General features: G+C 63.1%; 14 protein-coding genes. 5 read left to right on the plus strand and 9 right to left on the minus strand.

From position 1 onward, the window contains the following. Window position 1 precedes the first annotated feature (1 nt). From Q0O99_RS04985 to Q0O99_RS05015, 7 genes are read right to left on the minus strand one after another with little or no spacing between them, the layout of a single operon-like run. Entirely contained in the window at window positions 2-1,117 is a 1,116-nt protein-coding gene (locus Q0O99_RS04985) for an XdhC family protein (RefSeq protein WP_293749188.1), read from the minus strand. Window positions 1,118-1,141: 24 nt separating this feature from the next. Beyond that, complete coding sequence (locus tag Q0O99_RS04990) at window positions 1,142-2,344, minus strand: VWA domain-containing protein (RefSeq protein ID WP_293749189.1); 1,203 nt, start codon at window positions 2,342-2,344, stop codon at window positions 1,142-1,144. Next, entirely contained in the window at window positions 2,341-3,315 is a 975-nt protein-coding gene (locus Q0O99_RS04995) for a MoxR family ATPase (RefSeq protein WP_293749191.1), read from the minus strand. Before Q0O99_RS04995 ends, Q0O99_RS04990 begins: the two co-directional genes overlap by 4 nt. A gap of 2 nt (window positions 3,316-3,317) precedes the next feature. After that, window positions 3,318-3,950, minus strand: a complete 633-nt coding sequence (locus tag Q0O99_RS05000; protein WP_293749193.1) for a CoxG family protein — start codon at window positions 3,948-3,950, stop codon at window positions 3,318-3,320. Between the two features lie 12 nt (window positions 3,951-3,962). Next, window positions 3,963-6,374 carry an aerobic carbon-monoxide dehydrogenase large subunit gene (locus Q0O99_RS05005; protein WP_293749195.1) on the minus strand — a complete coding sequence of 804 codons (2,412 nt, stop codon included), beginning with the start codon at window positions 6,372-6,374 and terminating at the stop codon, window positions 3,963-3,965. Window positions 6,375-6,402: 28 nt separating this feature from the next. Next, entirely contained in the window at window positions 6,403-6,888 is a 486-nt protein-coding gene (locus Q0O99_RS05010; protein ID WP_293749197.1) for a (2Fe-2S)-binding protein, read from the minus strand. A 16-nt stretch (window positions 6,889-6,904) separates the two neighbouring features. Beyond that, window positions 6,905-7,768 carry a xanthine dehydrogenase family protein subunit M gene (locus Q0O99_RS05015; RefSeq protein WP_293749199.1) on the minus strand — a complete coding sequence of 288 codons (864 nt, stop codon included), beginning with the start codon at window positions 7,766-7,768 and terminating at the stop codon, window positions 6,905-6,907. A gap of 377 nt (window positions 7,769-8,145) precedes the next feature. On the opposite strand from Q0O99_RS05015, the gene Q0O99_RS05020 reads away from it, so the two are divergent. Together Q0O99_RS05020 and Q0O99_RS05025 are read left to right on the plus strand one after the other, a co-directional pair. After that, window positions 8,146-9,627, plus strand: a complete 1,482-nt coding sequence (locus Q0O99_RS05020) for a M20 family metallopeptidase (protein WP_293749201.1) — start codon at window positions 8,146-8,148, stop codon at window positions 9,625-9,627. Continuing rightward, window positions 9,627-10,493 (plus strand): alpha/beta hydrolase, encoded by an 867-nt coding sequence (locus Q0O99_RS05025; RefSeq protein WP_293749203.1) that lies wholly within the window; start codon window positions 9,627-9,629, stop codon window positions 10,491-10,493. The genes Q0O99_RS05020 and Q0O99_RS05025 overlap by 1 nt, the downstream gene beginning before the upstream one ends. Here the strand turns inward: Q0O99_RS05025 and Q0O99_RS05030 are convergent. Beyond that, entirely contained in the window at window positions 10,459-11,637 is a 1,179-nt protein-coding gene (locus Q0O99_RS05030) for an MFS transporter (RefSeq protein WP_293749205.1), read from the minus strand. The genes Q0O99_RS05025 and Q0O99_RS05030 overlap by 35 nt on opposite strands. Window positions 11,638-11,801: 164 nt before the next feature. On the opposite strand from Q0O99_RS05030, the gene Q0O99_RS05035 reads away from it, so the two are divergent. Next, window positions 11,802-13,430, plus strand: a complete 1,629-nt coding sequence (locus tag Q0O99_RS05035; RefSeq protein WP_293749207.1) for a peptide chain release factor 3 — start codon at window positions 11,802-11,804, stop codon at window positions 13,428-13,430. Window positions 13,431-13,463: 33 nt separating this feature from the next. Here Q0O99_RS05035 and dprA read toward each other — a convergent pair whose 3' ends face one another. Next, window positions 13,464-14,621: a DNA-processing protein DprA gene (dprA, locus tag Q0O99_RS05040; protein WP_293749373.1), complete on the minus strand. Its 1,158-nt coding sequence runs from the start codon at window positions 14,619-14,621 to the stop codon at window positions 13,464-13,466. Window positions 14,622-14,718: 97 nt separating this feature from the next. Between dprA and Q0O99_RS05045 the strand changes: the two genes are divergently transcribed. Next, window positions 14,719-15,483 (plus strand): amidotransferase, encoded by a 765-nt coding sequence (locus Q0O99_RS05045; RefSeq protein WP_293749209.1) that lies wholly within the window; start codon window positions 14,719-14,721, stop codon window positions 15,481-15,483. Window positions 15,484-15,546: 63 nt separating this feature from the next. Then, a complete protein-coding gene (def, locus tag Q0O99_RS05050; RefSeq protein WP_293749211.1) occupies window positions 15,547-16,053 on the plus strand; it encodes a peptide deformylase in 507 nt (168 codons plus the stop codon). The last annotated feature ends 4 nt before the right edge of the window (window positions 16,054-16,057 follow it).

A 16,057-nucleotide genomic window follows, 5' to 3' on the forward strand; every position in this document is an offset into this window, starting at 1 on the left:
ATCAGCCTCCGCAGCAAGATGATTTGGCCGATGCTGCCACAGTGGCCAGCGCTGTGTGCGGCTCGGCTGTAAGGGCCGGCGCGACACCAGACTTGGGCGCAGTGGCTGCGGGTGAAGCTGCGGCCTTTTTGGCCCCACCGCAGCAACTGTTGGCAGCCACCGGTACGACGGCCTTCTCGCTTGCGGCCTCCTTGGGCTCGCTGACCGCAGTTGTCGGGCAGCAAGAAGACGACCCAGCAGCAGAAGCTTCAACAGATGGCACAGACGGTGTAGACGACACTGAAGCCCTGGACGAAACCAAAGCAGCCTGAAGCTGAGGCACCAAAGTCTCGCGCCCACGCCGCGCTGCCACCACCGAGGTCAGCACGGACAAAGCAATTTCTTCGGGCGTTTGCGCGCCAATGATGGCGCCGGCCGGGGCCATGATGCGAGCCACAGCTGCAGGATCTTCACCGCTGGCTACCAGCGAATCGAGCAGCACCCCTGCCTTGCGCGCACTGGCCACAAACCACAGGCCTTGCGGCTGCAAGGCCAGCGCGGCTTTGAGGCCCTGCACATCGCGGCGGCCTTGTGTGGCCACGACCACAAAGGGCGATGCCAAACGGGCGCGCACTTCAGATTCATCGTCGCTGTCCAGCACGGTGTCGGCATCCGGAAAGTCTGCAGCCTGCGCGCCCTGCGCCACCACCGCCACACGCAGGCCCACACGGGGGGCCAGGCCGACCAGCGCACGCGCCACAGGCGAGTCGCCCACCACCGTCAAGGTGGCCGAGGGCATGACCGGGTCGACGAACAATTCGAGCGAGCCGCCCGAATGGCAGGCCATGCCGAATTCGAGCACATCGCCCAAATCGCGTTCGGCGCTTTCTTCCGACGGGGAGATGCGAATTTTGCGAGGCTGGCCGTCCAGCAGAGCGCGACGCACGGTTTTGATGACTGCGGGTTGGGCGCAACCGCCGCCAATCCAGCCGTGAATCTGACCGTCTGAGGTGACCACCGCTTTGTCGCCTGCTTTGCCCGATGTGGGGGCCTGGGCGCTCAAGACTGTGACCAAGGCAAAAGGCTGGTCCGCGCTTTGCAGTCGGGCGGCCTGGGTGATCCATTCGTTGCGGTTCATGTGTGTTCTCCTCAAATTCAAGGGTCAGCGCAAAACGTGTCGGGCTGCGGCCAAATCGGCCAAGCTGGCCAGCGGCACAAAACGCTCGATGCGGTTGCGGGCGCGCTGTAAGGCCCCTGCTGCGGGCACCTGGCGCTTGGGGTGAAACCAGGTGATGCGGGCACCGCGTGCGCGCACTTCCTGCAAAGAGGCATCCAGCAGGTCCGGCCCGTCGGTGTCAAAGCCGTCCGAGAACACCCACACGCGTGCGCCCCGGTTGAGTTGAGCTCGAGCATGCTGGCGGGCAAATTCTTGCAAGCTGGCGGCAATGCGCGTGCCACCGCCAAAGCCCGCCGTCACGGCGTTGACCTTCTCCTGAATGGCGGGGGTGTCGCGGTGCATGTAGGGCGTGACTTCGGCCAGGCGGGTGTGGAACACAAACACCCGGGCATCGGCCTCGAGCGCAAAAGCGCGGGCCACGCGCAAGAACAGCGCGGCGTGCGACTCCATCGAGCGGCTCACATCGGCCAGGATGAACAGGCGTGGCGGCTCTACGCGTTTGACTTTCCATGCCGGCTGCATCAACTCGCCACCCCAGGCCACGCTGCGGCGCAGGGTCTGGCGCAAATCCAACCGCTGGCCGCGCGGGGCCACGCGCCAGCGGCGGGTGGGGTTGGGCTGCAGTTGGGCGGTGATCTGGCGCGCCAGTTGTTGCAGCGCGCTCAACTCTTGCGGCATCCACATTTGGCCATCGCGCTGGTGCAGGGCTTCGGTGCGGCTGGCGCCGCCTTGGGCGCGGGGCGTCCCGCTGTCCTGTTCATCCAGCGGGCTCGATGCCGAGTCGCCAGCGGTTGGGGGCACGGCCTGCTGGCCATTGGCTTGGGTGTTCGGTTGTTGCGCCGCGTCCATCTGGTCGTGCAGCGCTTGCACGCTTTGGCGCAGGTTGCGACTGGGCCGGGTCTGGCCGCTGAGCTTGACGCCGCCACGCAATTTTTCGGGGTGCCAAAAGCGCTCGTACACATCGGGCCAGAGCTGCCATTCGCGGTGGCTGTGGCAAGCAATCGCACGCCACGCGGCTTGCAAGGGTTTTTCTTGGAGTGGCCCAAAGTGCGAGGCCGCTTGCAGCATGGCCTGCTGCTCGGCCACACCCACCGTGAGGCCGTGGTCGCGCAGCAGTGCGGCAAAACCCGCCAGACGCTCGGAGGGCGCGGTGGCGCTCTGGGCGATCGGGGTGGCGACAGCGGTCATGCGGCGGCCTTGGCCTGCTCTGTGTTGTTTTCGGCCACGCCTACGGTGCGGCGGCCTTCGACCAACTGCCGTAAACGGTCCGGTCCCATCAAGAAGCGATCTTCACGGGTTTTGAGCAGGCAGCCCAAGGTGCCGAGCACCGCTGACATGTCTTCGGGCAAGCTGTTGTGGCGCATCTGAAAGAGCGCGCTCACCCAATCCAGAGTTTCGGCAATGCCGGGGATCTTGGCCAGGTCTTCGCGGCGCAGGCGCTGCACGAACTGCACAGCGTCTTCCACCAGCCGGGTATCGACCTGCGGAAAGGCAGCTTTGACGATGGCGATCTCTCGCGCCAGCGTCGGGTAATCGAGGTAGTGGTACAGGCAGCGGCGGCGCAGCGCGTCCGACAATTCACGCGTGCCGTTGCTGGTCAAAATGACCTGCGGAATGTGCGAGGCGCGGATCGTGCCGATTTCGGGCACGGTGATCTGGTATTCGGCCAGCACTTCGAGCAAAAAGGCTTCAAAGGCTTCGTCGGCGCGGTCGATTTCGTCGATCAGCAGCACACAAGGGCCGGTCTGACTGATGGCTCGCAGCAAGGGGCGCTCGAGCAAATAGTCGCGGCTGAACACGTCGACTTCACGAAGACGAGCCGATTCTTTCTGACTGCCGCCGTTTTGAGCTGATTCGCTCATGCGGATCGCCATCAACTGGCGGCCGTAGTTCCACTCGTAAGCGGCTTGCGCCAGGTCCAGGCCTTCAAAGCACTGCAGGCGGATCAATGTGGCGTTTTGTGATTGCGCAAGGGCCGTGGCCAAGGCGGTCTTTCCCACACCCGCGTCGCCTTCTATCAGCAGGGGGCGCTGCAAAGCAGACGCCAGCCACACGGTGGTGGCCAGGTCTCCGTCGGCCAGATAGCCCGCAAGCTGCAGCCGCTCGCGCAGCAAGCGCTCCTGTGCCGCAGGACGTCCGGGCTGGTCTGGCGTCGTCATGCTTAGGCTTTCTTGCCGAACAAGCCACCGAACCAGCTTTTCACCAAAGACCAGAAGATGGCCAAGCCATTGATTTCGCGTGCCACCAGCGGTGCAGCGGGTGCGGCTGTGCTGGTGGCAGCGGCTGCTGCCTCCGAATGGCCCGCTGCAGGTGCAGGCGAGCCCTCAGCCGCAGGCAAGGTCAGCGCGGTCTGACGGAAGTTCTCGACAAACTGGGCCAGCAGCATGTCGGACACCTGCACCATCATGCGCCCGCCAAACTGCGCGAACTTGCCGTTCACGATCACGGCGGCCTGGCCGTTCAGCACGCAATGCGCGGGGTTGGCCGGATCGGCGGTGATGATGGCGGTCAGGTCCATCGAGGCGGACGAGCCGCCTTTGTCAGCCCCTTTGCCGCGCAAGACCATCTTGCGTTCAGCGGGCACGGCTTCGACCACGTCCACCGTGCCGCCAAACTGGGCTACAGCGGGGCCGACCTTGACCTTGACGCCGCCCTTGAACGAGGTCTCGGACAGCTGCTCGGTGATTTCGGCACCGGGCATGCAGTTGGCCGTGGCCTTCAGGTCGGTGAGCAAGGTCCACGCCCGTGCGGCATCCACATCGAGCGGGTATTGTTTGTCGAGTTTGACTTCCATGGTCTTTCCTGATTACAAGGCTGCGCCGTGCTCGCGCAATGCTTTCCAGGTTCGGAAAGCGTTGTGCGGCATGTCCAGGTGCGTGACACCCAAGTGCGAGAAGGCATCCACCACCGCCGAGGTGAAGGTGGGGATCGAGCCCACGTGTGGCGACTCGGCCACGCCCTTGGCGCCCAGCGGGTGGTGGGGCGAAGGGGTCACGGTATGGTCGGTTTCCCAATGCGGGGTTTCCACGAAGGTGGGCAAGAAGTAGTCCATCAGCGTGTTGCCCAGCAGGTTGCCCTGCGCATCGAAAGGCATTTGCTGGCCCATGGCCACGGCAAAGCCTTCGGTCAGACCGCCATGAATCTGGCCTTCGATGATCATCGGGTTGATGCGGGTGCCGCAGTCGTCCAGCGCATAAAAGCGGCGGATTTTGGTCTCGCCGGTGGCACGGTCGATGTCCACCACGCACAGGTAGATGCCAAAGGGGAAGGTGAAGTTCGGTGGGTCGTAGTAATGCACGGCCTCCAAACCTGGCTCCAGGCCATCTGGCGGCTGGTGGTAAGCCTGCCATGCCACCTCGGCCATGGTTTTGAATTGGCTGTCGTCGCCCTTGACTTTGAAGCGGTCGACTTCCCAGTCGAGGTCGTTTTCGTTGACTTCGAGCATGTGGGCAGCGATCTTGCGGGCTTTTGCATGGATCTTGCGGGCCGCCAGGGCAATGGCCGCACCGGCCACGGGGGTGGAGCGTGAACCGTAAGTGCCCAGGCCGTAAGGCGCAGTCGAGGTGTCGCCTTCCTCCACCTGAATCACTTCAGACGGAATGCCCAACTCGGTGGCGATGATCTGCGCATAAGTGGTCTGGTGGCCCTGACCCTGCGTGATGGTACCCATGCGCGCAATCGCGCTGCCGGTGGGGTGAATGCGGATTTCGCACGAGTCGAACATGCCCACACCCAAGATGTCGCAGATCTTTGAAGGGCCGGCACCCACGACTTCGGTGAAGGTCACCAAGCCAATGCCCATCAGCGTGGGGCTGTTGGGGTCGGCGCGTTTGACCGCTTGCTCAGCGCGCAAGCCTTTGTAGTCCACGGCTTCGAGCACTTTGTCGAGTGCCGTCTGGTAGTCGCCCGAGTCGAAATCGAAACCGAAGGCGCTTTTGTAGGGGAACTGTTCTTTTTTGATGAAGTTTTTGGCGCGGATCTCGGCTTTGTCCATGCCCAGCTTTTGCGCCAGCACGTCGACCATGCGTTCAATCAGGTACACCGCTTCGGTCACCCGGAAGGAGCAGCGGTACGCCACGCCACCGGGGGCCTTGTTGGTGTACACGCCCTTGACACTGGCGTGTGCTGCCGGAATGTCGTAGCTGCCCGACACGATGTGGAACATGCCAGCGGGGAACTTGGTCGGGTCGGCACAGGCGTCAAACGCGCCGTGGTCGGCCACCACGTTCACACGGAGGCCGGTGATCTTGCCGTCGGCTGTGGCGGCCAGTTCGCCGTCCATGTGGTAGTCGCGGGCAAAGCCCGTGCTCGAGATGTTTTCGATGCGGTCTTCGACCCACTTGACGGGGCGGCCCAGCACGATGGACGCGACGATGGCGCACACATAGCCCGGGTAGATCGGCACTTTGTTGCCGAAGCCACCACCGATGTCGGGGCTGACGATACGCACTTTGGATTCGGGGATGCCCGAGAGCATGGACACCACGGTGCGCACAATGTGAGGAGCCTGTGAGGTGATAAAGGTGGTCAGATCGCCCTTGATCGGGTCGAACGAGGCCACGCAACCGCAGGTCTCGAGCGGGCAAGGGTGCACGCGGGGGTAGTACATGTGCTGCGACACGGTCACTTCGGCCTTGTCAAAGGCGGCGTCGGCGGCCGACTTGTCACCGGCATCCCACGTGAAGATGTGGTTGTGGTGGTCGCGCTTGCCGTGCGCGCCTTCGGTCTTGCCCGCCAGGTCATCACGAATGACGGGCGCGCCGGGTTGCAGCGCCGCATAGGGATCCATCACCACGGGCAGTTCTTCATATTCGACTTCCACGGCTTCCACCGCGTCGGCGGCGATGTAGCGGTCGTCGGCGATGACGATGGCGACTTCCTGCATCTGGAAGTGCACCTTCTCGTCGGCCAGCACCGCGGCCACGTCACCGGCCAGGGTGGGCATCCAGTGCAGCTTGAGGGGCTTCAGGTCGTCGGCGGTCAGCACGGCGTGCACGCCGGGGATGGCCAGTGCCGCTTCTTTGTTGATCTTGACAATGCGGCCGTGGGCAATCGGGCTGCGCACGATGTCCATGTGCAGCATGCCGGGCATCTTGATGTCGTCCACGTAGTTGCCCTTGCCTTGGATAAAGCGGGCGTCTTCTTTGCGCAGGCGTGATGCGCCCATGCCTGCCAGCGCGAGTTCGCGGGCTTCAGCGGAAAGTACCGGTGCGTTCATGTGTGTCTCCGATCAAATGGTTTTCGCATCAAGCCGCAACGGGCTCTTGCAGTTTTTTGGCGGCGTACTGGACGGCTTTGATGATGTTTTGATAGCCCGTGCAACGGCACAAGTTGCCGCTCATGCCATGGCGAATCTCGTCTTCGCTGGGGTTTGGGTTTTCTTGAAGGAAGCGGTAGGCGCGCATCAGCATGCCGGGCGTGCAAAAACCGCATTGCAGGCCGTGCTCTTTGTAAAAGCCTTCTTGCACCGCGTGCAACACGCCTTTGTTGGCCAAGCCTTCGACGGTGAGCACTTCCGAGCCGTCGCACTGAATCGCCAAGTGGGTGCAGGATTTGACCGATTGGCCGTCGATGTCCACCGTACAGACACCGCAGTGGCTGGTTTCACATCCGATGTGCGCGCCGGTCAGATTGAGCTCTTCGCGCAAAAAATGGATCAGCAGGGTGCGTGGCTCAACAGCTTTTTCTTCTTTCTTGCCATTGACGGAAACGGTGATGAGTTTTTTAGTCATGGTGTATCCCTAAAATTTAAGCGCACAGCGCCCAGGCTTTGTTGAGGGCGCGCTTGACCATTTCACCGGCCATGGCGGTCTTGTATTCGATGTCGCCACGCAGGTCTTCTGCGGGGTCGCAAATCGCGATGGCGGCTGCCACTGCGGCTTGTACGTTGGCAGCGTTGAAGGGCTTGTTCAACAAAGCGGCTTCTGCGGCTTCAGCGTGAAGCGCCGTAGGGGCCACGTTGGTCAGGGCAATGCGCACATGGCTGACTTGGTCGCCCGTCTTGCGGATGACCACAGCGCAACCGGCTGTCGCCCAGTCACCGGTTTTGCGCTTGAGCTTTTCGTAGGCGTAGCCCGTGCCAGCCGCGAAAGCGGGCACGCGGATTTCGCACATGACTTCGTTTTCTTCAAGCAGCGTCATGTAGGTGCCGAGGAAAAAGCCGTTCGCAGCCACGGTGCGGCGGCCGTTCGGGCCTTCCAGCACGAACGAGGCGTCGATGGCGATCGACAGCGCGGGGTGGTCGTTACCGGGGTCACCATGGGCGATGTCGCCGCCAATCGTGCCACGGTTGCGCACCTGCGGGTCAGCGATCAGCTTGGCCGCCTCGCAGAGCAAAGGCACTTTGGCTTGCAGGATGGGCGAGCGGATCAGGTCGTTTTCGACCGTCATCGCGCCGATCACCACGGTGCCTCCCTCTTCGCGGATGCCCTTGAGTTCGGGGATGCGGTTGATGTCAATCAAGTGCTCGGGCTGGGCAAAGCGCAGCTTCATCATCGGCAGCAGGCTGTGGCCACCCGCCAGCAGCTTGGCGTCAGAGCCCAATTGGCCGAGCAAGGCCACCGCCTCGCCGACGGTTTTGGGCGCGTGGTATTCAAAACGCGGTGGAATCATCAAGGGTCTCCTGAGTTTTGTGAAAGCAAATTGAGAGTATTTGCGAGAGTACATTTCCCACAGAACCACCGGGCTTTATCCGAGTGCGCCGGGGGATAGGCTATAAAAAGCATTAAGTTCACTGATATCAATACAAAATGCGTCAATCGCTCTTTTTCAAGCTTGGCATCAGGGTATGTCCTAGGGTTTTCAGGCCCAGTGAATACCCTTGAGTGGGCAGCGCTCGGGCTGACAAGAGCTGCCCCCTGCTGGTGGGGCCGGTCCGAGCTGGAAACGCCGCACCCGCGGCTTGGTCATGGCTGTGTGGGCCTGCCGTGGCCAGCCCATCCCAAACGCGCTAAAGTGTTTTTCTTTTGTGCTGCCTGAAAGAACCCACCATGAACGCCCCCCTGCACCGCGAAATGCCCGATGGCGCGCTCGACAGCGTCCGTGCCTTGAACGACGTCACCCAAGCCTGGGACAGCACCATCCTGCCCGAGCTGAAAAAGTACATCGAGATCCCCGCCAAGTCGCCCGCGTTTGACGCCGACTGGGCTGCGCACGGCCACATTGAGTCAGTGCTGCGCCGCGCTGCCCAATGGGTCGAGGCGCAAAAGGTCGAGGGCCTCACGCTCGAGATCATCCAGCTGCCCGGGCGCACGCCGGTCATGTTTTTTGAAGTGGCGGCCACGCGCGCCGCCAGCGAAGGCTCGGGTCAGACCGTGTTGATGTACGGCCACCTGGACAAGCAGCCCGAGTTCAACGGTTGGCGCAACGACCTGGGGCCCTGGACCCCTGTTTATGAAGACGGCAAGCTCTATGGCCGAGGCGGCGCCGACGACGGCTACGCGGCCTACGCCAGCATCGCTGCCGTGCAGGCCCTGAAAAGCCAAAAGACCCCCCACCCGCGCATCGTGGGTTTGATCGAGACCTGCGAAGAATCGGGCTCTTATGATTTGCTGCCCTATGTGGACGTTTTGCGCGCCCGCCTGGGCGATGTGGGCCTGGTGATTTGCCTGGACAGCGGCGCGGGCAACTACGACCAGCTGTGGCTCACAACAAGTTTGCGCGGCATGGCCAGTGGCACGCTCAAGGTGCAGATCCTCACCGAGGGCATCCACTCGGGTGATGCTTCGGGCCTGGTGCCCTCGAGCTTTCGCATCATGCGCCAGGTGCTTGACCGCCTCGAAGACAGCGCCACCGGTCGGCTGCTGCCCGCCAGCTTTCACTGCGAAGTGCCTGCCGAGCGGCTGGCGCAAGCCCAAGCCACGGCCGCCATTTTGGGCGACGAGGTGTACAAGCGCTTTCCGTGGGCACATTACGACTGCGGCGGCTCGACCAGCTTTGCCCTGCCCACCACCACTGACCCGACGCAAGCCCTGCTCAACCGCACCTGGACGCCCACGCTCAGCGTGACCGGGGCCGAAGGCTTTCCTGCGATCAAAGACGCAGGCAATGTGCTCAGGCCCTATACCGCCTTCAAGCTCAGCCTGCGCCTGCCGCCCCTGGTGGACGCGGCGCAAGCCGTGGCCGAGATGAAAGCCCTGCTCGAAGACAACGCACCGTACCAAGCGCGGGTGACTTTTGAAAGCGGCGGCGGCGCGACCGGCTGGAATGCCCCCGACACCTCGCCCTGGTTCGAGCAAGCGCTGAACGCCTCCAGCCAAGCGCACTTTGGCGCAGGCGTGGGCTACATCGGGCAAGGCGGCACCATCCCGCTCATGAGCATGCTGAGCGCGGGTTTCCCCAAGGCGCAAATGATGGTCTGCGGCGTGCTCGGCCCCAAGAGCAATGCCCACGGGCCGAACGAGTTTTTGCATGTGCCTTACGCCAAAAAGCTCACGGCGGCCGTGGCCGAAGTGATGGCGCGGATGCCTTGATGAATGTCACCACGCGCCCCTCCTTGCCCCGACCCCAAGTGTTGGGCTTGCATGGTGAGGCGGGCCCACTGGCCTTGTACGACTGGGCCCTGCCTGCCAGCCAACCGTTGGGCACCGTGATCTTGGTGCATGGTGTGGGAGAACACGCGGGTCGCTACGGCGAGGTGGCGGCGCACTTGCACCAGTGGGGCTTTGCGGTGCGCGCCTACGACCAGCAAGGCCACGGCCAATCTGAAGGGGCACGCGGTGACATGCTGCGCCCCGGCAGCTTGCAGGCCGATTTGTGCCGGGTGATCGACGACACCCGTCAGCACCCTTCTTTGCAGGGCACACCCCTCATTTTGTTGGGCCACAGCATGGGCGGTCTGGTGGTGGCGCGCACCCTGGCCGAGGGCTTGCGCCCGGTCGATGCGGCGGTGTTGTCGTCGCCGGCCTTGGGCGCGTTTCCCAACTTGTTCCAGAAAATGCTGCTGGCCAGCCTGCCCCGTGTGCTGCCGCACCTGCGTGTGAACAACGGCTTGAAAACCGAGTTCTTGTCACGCGACCCCGATGTGGTGAAAGCCTACAAGGCCGACCCGCTGGTGCACCGGCGCATCTCAGCAGGTTTGGCCGCCTGGATTTTGGAGAATGGTCGGAAAACCCTGGTTGATGCTGCCAAGTGGGAAGTACCCACCTTGCTGCTCTACGCAGGCCAGGACCGCTTGGTCAATGCGCAGGCCAGCGCCGACTTTGCGCGGGCCGCACCCGCCGCCGTGCTGCAGGCCGAGTGCTTTGAGGCCATGTACCACGAGATCTTCAACGACCTCTACCGCGCCCAGGTGTTCACCACGCTCAAGCGCTGGCTGCTGGCACGTTTTTCTGTTTGATCACCATCCACACCAGCGCCGCCCCGGTCAGCGCCACCGGAAACAGCGAGCCGATGTTCAACCAGGCCCAGCCCTGTGTGGTGACCAAAGCGCCTGATGCGAACGAGGTCACGGCCATGGTGGCAAACACAAAGAAGTTGATGGCCGCCTGACCCCGGTCTTTTTCAGCAGGGGTCCAGGCCTTCATGGCCAGCGTGGTGCTGCCGGTGAACAAAAAGTTCCAGCCCAGGCCCAGCAAAAACAGCGAGATCAGGAACTGGTGCAACTCAACCCCGGTGAGTGCAACGGCGATGCATGCGAAGTTGATGACCACGCCCACCGCCATGATTTGCAGCGTGCCGAATTTCTTGATCAGGTGGCCCGTGAAAAAGCCCGGCGCAAACATGGCGATCACATGCCACTCCAGCACCAGCGCCGCGTCGTCAAAACTGAAGCCGCACACCTGCATGGCCAGCGGGGTGGCAGCCATCAGCAGGTTCATCACGCCGTAACTTAAAGCGGCTGCCGCTGCCGCCACGATGAACACCGGCTGGCGCATGATCTCGCTCAAAGGACGCCCGGCGCTGTCGCCCGGTTTTTTGGCGGGCACTTCTGGGAAACGGATGAAGGCCATGCAGACCATGGCTAAAATCGCCACGATGCCCAGCGCCATGTAAGCGCCCAAAAACGGCACTTCGTACAAAGTTCGGGTGCGCGAGGCCAGATTGGGGCCCACGATGGCCCCGATCAAACCACCGGCCAAAACCAAAGAAACCGCTTTTTCCTTGAAGCCGTCCGCCGCTAACTCGGCCGCGGCAAATCGGTACAGCTGGCCGTTGGCGCTGTAGTAACCCGCAATCACCGTGGCCGCCACCAACAACCAGAAGTTGTGGCTCCAGGCGGCATAAGCAGCCAACAGTGCCGAGAAAAAAGCCACGCCCAGCCCCAGCTGAAACGACACCTTTCGCCCCCAGCGCGACTGGCTCTTGGCCACCAGCCCGGTCGACAGGGCACCACCCACCACATAGCCCATGACGGGCAAAGTCGCCATCCAGCCCAGCGGCGCCATCGACAGACCCACCAAGCCATTGATGGCGATGAAGGTGACGTTGTTGGTGAAGAAAAGGCCCTGGCAGAGCGTGAGGAGGATGAGGTTGGCGTTCATACCCTGCAGTGTATGGCCGAATGGGCTGTGGTGTCTGCCCCTAGGTGACTGCGCTCGCAGGCCTGATTTGGGCCGAGACCGGTAAAATCGCCCCTTTGGCTGGCCCGCACGGGTTTGGCCACCACGGGGGCTGTTTGGCCACCCGCACGACCTCAGGACCCCTTGTGACCTACGCCAACGAGACCCGGCGCCGCCGGACTTTTGCCATCATTTCCCACCCCGACGCGGGCAAAACCACACTCACCGAAAAGCTCTTGCTTTTTTCGGGCGCGATCCAGATCGCCGGTTCGGTCAAGGCCCGCAAGGCCTCGCGCCACGCCACATCGGACTGGATGGAAATTGAAAAGCAGCGCGGCATTTCGGTGGCTTCGTCGGTGATGCAGATGCTCTACCGCGACCACGTCATCAACCTGCTGGACACCCCCGGCCACAAAGACTTCTCTGAAGACACCTACCGCGTGCTCACGGCTGTGGATTCGGCCCTGATGGTCATTGACGCGGCGAATGGTGTGGAAGCGCAAACCCGCCGCCTGATTGAGGTTTGCCGTCAGCGCGACACGCCCATCATCACCTTTGTGAACAAGATGGACCGTGAAGTGCGCGACCCGCTCGACATCCTGGACGAAGTCGAACGCGAGCTGGGCATGCCCTGCGTGCCCATGACCTGGCCTGTGGGCCAAGGCAAGAGCTTCGGCGGCATCATCAATCTGCGCACCAAGGCCATGACCGTGTTCGACTCCGGCAGCGAACGCCTGCCGCAAGACTTCGAAACCATCTCCCTCAACGAGCAAGCCCAACTGGCCGAGCGCTTTGGCGCAGAGTGGCAAACCGCCATGGACAGCATGGAGCTGGCCACCGGCGCATCGCCCGCGTTTGACGAAGAAGCCTTCTTGGCGGGCAAGCAAACCCCCGTGTTCTTCGGCTCCGGCGTGAACAACTTTGGTGTGATGGAAGTGCTGGACGCCCTGGTCGACCTGGCCCCGGCGCCTAGGCCCCGCACCAGCAACCTGCTGGTCAACAAGCAGCCTGTCATCAAAGAAATCCAGCCCGAAGACAGCGCGTTTTCGGGCGTGGTGTTCAAGGTGCAGGCCAACATGGACGCCAACCACCGCGACCGCATCGCTTTCGTGCGCATGGCGTCGGGCAAATACACCCCCGGCATGAAACTCAAGGTGCAGCGCACCGCCAAAGAACTGCGCCCCACCAGCGTGGTGACCTTTTTGAGCCAGCGCCGCGAAGCGGTCGATGAAGCCTTCGCGGGTGACATCATCGGCTTCACCACCCACGGCGGCGTGCAGCTGGGCGACACCATCACCGATGGTGCCAACCTGCAATTCACCGGCCTGCCGTTTTTTGCACCCGAACTCTTCATGACCGTGATCCTGAAGAACCCGCTGCGCACCAAGCAGCTGCAAACCGGACTCGACCAACTCGGCGAAGAAGGCGCGATCCAGGTCTTCAAACCCGAAATCGGCGGCCCTATGCTGTTGGGTGCAGTCGGCCAGTTGCAGTTTGAAGTGGTGCAGCACCGCCTCAAATCCGAATACGACTGCGACGTGCGGCTGGAAGGCTGCCAGTACACCGGTGCGCGCTGGATCACGGCCGACACCCCGGCCGAGCTGCGCGAATTCACCAACGCCTACCCCCAGCGCATGTCGCTGGATGCGGCAGGCACGTTGGCCTATTTGTGCACCAGCCCCTACGACGTGCGCTTGGCGCAAGAACGCTTTCCCAAAATCCACTTCCATCCGCTGCGCGAGCATGCGGGATTGGCACTGGGGTCTGCGGGCTGATTCCACCCAAAGACCCGCCCAAGGTCGAGCGGATCAAGCTTGACCGATGCGCTGAAACAAGCCCCCGGGCAGACGGCCGACCTGGCCCATCAACTCCAGCTCCAAGAGCTGGGCCTGCAGTTGCGCTGTGGGCCAACCGCAGCGCGCTTGCAGGGCGTCCAGGCCCACGGGATCGTGGCCGAGGACGCGCAGCAGGGCGCGCTCGGGGTCACTGCCTGAGAAGGCATCTTCCGGGGCTTGCTTGTCCAAGTTCAGCGCCTGTTGGGCGTCCGGTGCGGGCAGGCGCAACTCTTCCAGCACGTCTTGCGCCGACTCAACCAGTTTGGCGCCTTGTTTGATCAGCGCGTGGCATCCTTTGGATTGTGTGGCGTGGATGGAGCCGGGGATGGCCATCACGTCGCGGCCTTGCTCCAGGGCTTGCTTGGCGGTGATGAGTGAGCCGGAAGGCAGGGCGGCTTCTACCACCAGCGTGGCTTGTGACAGGCCCGAAATCAGCCGGTTGCGGCGCGGGAAGTTGGGCGACAGCGGTGGTGTGCCCAGTGGGTATTCGCTCAGGATCAGCCCGTTTTGGGCGATGCGGTGCGCCAGGTCGCGGTGCTGGCGCGGGTAGACGCGGTCCAGTCCGGTGCCGACCACGGCGATGGTGGCCAACTGCCCCAACGCTGCCCCTTGCAGTGCGCCTTCGTGTGATGCACCGTCCACCCCCAGTGCCAGGCCAGAAACCACAGTCAACCCACTGGCGGCCAAGCTGCAGGCAAAGGCGCGGGCGTTTTCGGCCCCTTGCGGCGTGGGGTTGCGGCTGCCCACCATGGCCAGCGCTTGCTCGGCCCGCAGCCGGGGCAGATGCGCCGTCTGGCCCATGGCGTAGAGCATCAGCGGCGGGTCGGGAATGTCCAGCAACGGGGCAGGGTAGTCGGCGTCTCCCAAGGTGATCACGCAGCGACTGGGCCCGGCGCCCGCTTGCACCCATGCCAGGGTGTCTTGCGCCAACGCGGCGCAGCCATCGGGCATGAGGCACAGCGCCTGAGCCTGCTGGGGGCTGACCACTTGGCACAGGGCGGTTTCGGTTTGCGCAAAAATCGCTTCGGGCTCGCCAAAGGCGGCCAGCAAGCGCCTGGCGCTTTCGGTGCCGACGCCGGGCGTGAGCACCAGCCGCAACCAAGCGCCCAGTTCCTCGGGTGTGTTGACCATGTTCTCTCCCTGTGCGGCCTGAATGGCCGTCGAATGCATCTTGTGCTGAGCATTGTGGTTCAAAGTTCGGCTCGCGCCAAGTCCATAAAATCACGCCATGCACCCACCTACCCAACAGCCTACCGCGCACATGCACCTGTGCATCCTCGAAAACGACGACCTGGATCCTCCCCTGGCGCAGCGTTACACGCGGGTGGCGTCGATGTTTGAGGATTTGTTTGCGCAAGCGGGTTACCAGGGCCGCATCGACACCTTCAGTGCCCGGCATGGGCAATACCCGGCCCGTTTTGCGATCTACGATGCGGTGCTCTTGACGGGCAGCCGCGCCGATGCTTTTTCGGACGAGCCCTGGGTGGTGGCCTTGCGAGAGCAGGTGGCGCGCTTGCTGCAGGACCAGCACAAGCTTTTGGGCGTGTGTTTTGGTCACCAGCTGATCGCGCATTGTTTGGGTGCGCCCGTGCAGCGGGCGCCCCGCGGTTGGCGGGTTGGGCGGCAGTCTTACGAATGGCTGGGCGCGCCCGAACACCTGGGGTTGGTGCCGGCCCAAGCGGCCCAAGCGGCCCAAGTAGCCTTGCTGGCCAGCCACCAGGACCAGGTGCTGGCTTTGCCGCCAGGGGCCACTTTGTTGGCCACACAACCCGATTGTCCGGTGGCCGCTTACGCGCTGGGGAACCAGGTGTTTTGCATTCAGCCGCACCCGGAGTTCACACCTGAGGTGTCGGCCTTTTTGCTGGACAAGCGCCGTGCCTTGATGGGCGAGCCGCTTTACGAGCAGAGCATGGCCAGTCTTTCCGAGCCACACGACGGTTTGGCGCTGGCACGTTTCATGGTCCGATTCGTGCAGTACGGTCTCTCGGCTTGAAACCATCAGGCGCTGAACTGAAATGACCGAAAATACCCGGTATCCATTTTGATTTTTTGAACCATGGCCCTGCTCCCCATTCTTTGCTACCCCGACCCCCGCCTGAACAAAGTGGCCAAACCCGTGCAGGCGGTGGACGCGCGCGTGCACGCCCTGATCGACGACATGCTGGAGACCATGTACGAGGCCAGCGGCATTGGCTTGGCCGCCACCCAAGTCGACGTGCACGAGCGTCTGGTGGTGATCGACACCTCTGAAGAGCGCAACCAACCGATCGTGCTGGTCAACCCCGAGATCACCTGGATGAGCGACGAGCGCGTGAAGGGCGAAGAGGGCTGCCTGTCGGTGCCGGGCATTTACGACGGCGTTGAGCGTGCCACGGCCGTCAAGGTGGCGGCGCTGGACCGCAGCGGCCAACACCGCACCATTGAGGCCGAGGGCATGCTGGCCATCTGCATCCAGCACGAGTTGGACCACCTGATGGGCAAGGTGTTTGTGGAATACCTTTCGCCGCTCAAGCAAGGGCGCATCAAGACCAAGATGGTCAAAGCCCAAAAAGCCGAGCGCTGAGCAC

This window comes from Limnohabitans sp. Rim8, assembly GCF_945901735.1.
Lineage (GTDB): Bacteria > Pseudomonadota > Gammaproteobacteria > Burkholderiales > Burkholderiaceae_C > Limnohabitans_A.

What these genes read in the sequence shown, in the direction of transcription:
- Q0O99_RS04985 (WP_293749188.1), bottom strand. Translation starts at nt 1,117, where the DNA reads ATGAACCGCAACGAATGGATCACCCAGGCCGCCCGACTGCAAAGCGCG.
- Q0O99_RS04990 (WP_293749189.1), bottom strand. Translation starts at nt 2,344, where the DNA reads ATGACCGCTGTCGCCACCCCGATCGCCCAGAGCGCCACCGCGCCCTCC.
- Q0O99_RS04995 (WP_293749191.1), bottom strand. Translation starts at nt 3,315, where the DNA reads ATGACGACGCCAGACCAGCCCGGACGTCCTGCGGCACAGGAGCGCTTG.
- Q0O99_RS05000 (WP_293749193.1), bottom strand. Translation starts at nt 3,950, where the DNA reads ATGGAAGTCAAACTCGACAAACAATACCCGCTCGATGTGGATGCCGCA.
- Q0O99_RS05005 (WP_293749195.1), bottom strand. Translation starts at nt 6,374, where the DNA reads ATGAACGCACCGGTACTTTCCGCTGAAGCCCGCGAACTCGCGCTGGCA.
- Q0O99_RS05010 (WP_293749197.1), bottom strand. Translation starts at nt 6,888, where the DNA reads ATGACTAAAAAACTCATCACCGTTTCCGTCAATGGCAAGAAAGAAGAA.
- Q0O99_RS05015 (WP_293749199.1), bottom strand. Translation starts at nt 7,768, where the DNA reads ATGATTCCACCGCGTTTTGAATACCACGCGCCCAAAACCGTCGGCGAG.
- Q0O99_RS05020 (WP_293749201.1), top strand. Translation starts at nt 8,146, where the DNA reads ATGAACGCCCCCCTGCACCGCGAAATGCCCGATGGCGCGCTCGACAGC.
- Q0O99_RS05025 (WP_293749203.1), top strand. Translation starts at nt 9,627, where the DNA reads ATGAATGTCACCACGCGCCCCTCCTTGCCCCGACCCCAAGTGTTGGGC.
- Q0O99_RS05030 (WP_293749205.1), bottom strand. Translation starts at nt 11,637, where the DNA reads ATGAACGCCAACCTCATCCTCCTCACGCTCTGCCAGGGCCTTTTCTTC.
- dprA (WP_293749373.1), bottom strand. Translation starts at nt 14,621, where the DNA reads ATGGTCAACACACCCGAGGAACTGGGCGCTTGGTTGCGGCTGGTGCTC.
- Q0O99_RS05045 (WP_293749209.1), top strand. Translation starts at nt 14,719, where the DNA reads ATGCACCCACCTACCCAACAGCCTACCGCGCACATGCACCTGTGCATC.
- def (WP_293749211.1), top strand. Translation starts at nt 15,547, where the DNA reads ATGGCCCTGCTCCCCATTCTTTGCTACCCCGACCCCCGCCTGAACAAA.